Genomic DNA, 2,500 nt, shown 5'->3' with positions numbered 1-2,500 from the left:
GCCTGCGCGGAAGATGTAACGGGGCTCAAACCATACACCGAAGCTACGGGTATCACGTAAGTGATGCGGTAGAGGAGCGTTCTGTAAGCCTGTGAAGGTGAGTTGAGAAGCTTGCTGGAGGTATCAGAAGTGCGAATGCTGACATGAGTAACGACAATGGGTGTGAAAAACACCCACGCCGAAAGACCAAGGTTTCCTGCGCAACGTTAATCGACGCAGGGTTAGTCGGTCCCTAAGGCGAGGCTGAAAAGCGTAGTCGATGGAAAACAGGTTAATATTCCTGTACTTCTGGTTATTGCGATGGAGGGACGGAGAAGGCTAGGCCAGCTTGGCGTTGGTTGTCCAAGTTTAAGGTGGTAGGCTGAGATCTTAGGTAAATCCGGGATCTTAAGGCCGAGAGCTGATGACGAGTTACCCTTTGGGTGACGAAGTGGTTGATGCCATGCTTCCAAGAAAAGCTTCTAAGCTTCAGGTAACCAGGAACCGTACCCCAAACCGACACAGGTGGTTGGGTAGAGAATACCAAGGCGCTTGAGAGAACTCGGGTGAAGGAACTAGGCAAAATGGCACCGTAACTTCGGGAGAAGGTGCGCCGGTGAGGGTGAAGCACTTGCTGCGTAAGCCCACGCCGGTCGAAGATACCAGGCCGCTGCGACTGTTTATTAAAAACACAGCACTCTGCAAACACGAAAGTGGACGTATAGGGTGTGACGCCTGCCCGGTGCCGGAAGGTTAATTGATGGGGTTAGCTAACGCGAAGCTCTTGATCGAAGCCCCGGTAAACGGCGGCCGTAACTATAACGGTCCTAAGGTAGCGAAATTCCTTGTCGGGTAAGTTCCGACCTGCACGAATGGCGTAACGATGGCGGCGCTGTCTCCACCCGAGACTCAGTGAAATTGAAATCGCTGTGAAGATGCAGTGTATCCGCGGCTAGACGGAAAGACCCCGTGAACCTTTACTATAGCTTTGCACTGGACTTTGAATTTGCTTGTGTAGGATAGGTGGGAGGCTTTGAAGCGTGGACGCCAGTCTGCGTGGAGCCATCCTTGAAATACCACCCTGGCAACTTTGAGGTTCTAACTCAGGTCCGTTATCCGGATCGAGGACAGTGTATGGTGGGTAGTTTGACTGGGGCGGTCTCCTCCTAAAGAGTAACGGAGGAGTACGAAGGTGCGCTCAGACCGGTCGGAAATCGGTCGTAGAGTATAAAGGCAAAAGCGCGCTTGACTGCGAGACAGACACGTCGAGCAGGTACGAAAGTAGGTCTTAGTGATCCGGTGGTTCTGTATGGAAGGGCCATCGCTCAACGGATAAAAGGTACTCCGGGGATAACAGGCTGATACCGCCCAAGAGTTCATATCGACGGCGGTGTTTGGCACCTCGATGTCGGCTCATCACATCCTGGGGCTGAAGCCGGTCCCAAGGGTATGGCTGTTCGCCATTTAAAGTGGTACGCGAGCTGGGTTTAGAACGTCGTGAGACAGTTCGGTCCCTATCTGCCGTGGACGTTTGAGATTTGAGAGGGGCTGCTCCTAGTACGAGAGGACCGGAGTGGACGAACCTCTGGTGTTCCGGTTGTCACGCCAGTGGCATTGCCGGGTAGCTATGTTCGGAAAAGATAACCGCTGAAAGCATCTAAGCGGGAAACTTGCCTCAAGATGAGATCTCACTGGGACCTTGAGTCCCCTGAAGGGCCGTCGAAGACTACGACGTTGATAGGCAGGGTGTGTAAGCGCTGTGAGGCGTTGAGCTAACCTGTACTAATTGCCCGTGAGGCTTGACCATATAACACCCAAGCAATCTGTAGACTCGAAAGAGGCCAGATTGCGGTGTGTGAAGACGAGATGAACCGAAAGTTCGAGTCAAAACCACAAACTATCGCATACCCATTCGCTGGAACGTGACCGCAAGGCACGCGCTGGCTACCGAATTTCTTGACGACCATAGAGCATTGGAACCACCTGATCCCATCCCGAACTCAGAAGTGAAACGATGCATCGCCGATGGTAGTGTGGGGTTTCCCCATGTGAGAGTAGGTCATCGTCAAGATTAAATTCCGAAACCCCTATCTGCTGACGCAGGTAGGGGTTTTGTTTTTAGTAGAAGTCTTCGATTTTCACCGACACGTTGTTCCTGAACGGGTTGGTTACCGAATTTCTTGACGACCATAGAGCATTGGAACCACCTGATCCCATCCCGAACTCAGAAGTGAAACGATGCATCGCCGATGGTAGTGTGGGGTTTCCCCATGTGAGAGTAGGTCATCGTCAAGATTAAATTCCGAAACCCCTATCTGCTGACGCAGGTAGGGGTTTTGTTTTTAGTAGAAGTCTTCGATTTTCACCGACACGTTGTTCCTGAACGGGTTGGTTACCGAATTTCTTGACGACCATAGAGCATTGGAACCACCTGATCCCATCCCGAACTCAGAAGTGAAACGATGCATCGCCGATGGTAGTGTGGGGTTTCCCCATGTGAGAGTAGGTCATCGTCAAGATT

At 51.9% G+C, this 2,500-nt stretch carries 4 rRNA genes (1 of these 4 cut by a window edge); all 4 read left to right on the top strand.

Annotation, left to right across the window (positions count from 1 at the left end):
- Nucleotides 1–1,786: ribosomal RNA gene (locus ACE04F_RS06690) — 23S ribosomal RNA — on the top strand; it begins 1,106 nt to the left of the window's first position.
- Between the two features lie 148 nt (nt 1,787–1,934).
- Nucleotides 1,935–2,050 (top strand): 5S ribosomal RNA (gene rrf / locus ACE04F_RS06685).
- Between the two features lie 108 nt (nt 2,051–2,158).
- Nucleotides 2,159–2,274: ribosomal RNA gene (gene rrf / locus ACE04F_RS06680) — 5S ribosomal RNA — on the top strand.
- A 108-nt stretch (nt 2,275–2,382) separates the two neighbouring features.
- A 5S ribosomal RNA gene (rrf, locus tag ACE04F_RS06675) occupies nt 2,383–2,498 on the top strand.
- The last annotated feature ends 2 nt before the right edge of the window (nt 2,499–2,500 follow it).

The organism is Pseudomonas sp. AGC41, from assembly GCF_057334555.1.
Note: the sequence above shows the minus strand (reverse complement) of the source record. Positions and strands in the feature narration are given on the sequence as shown.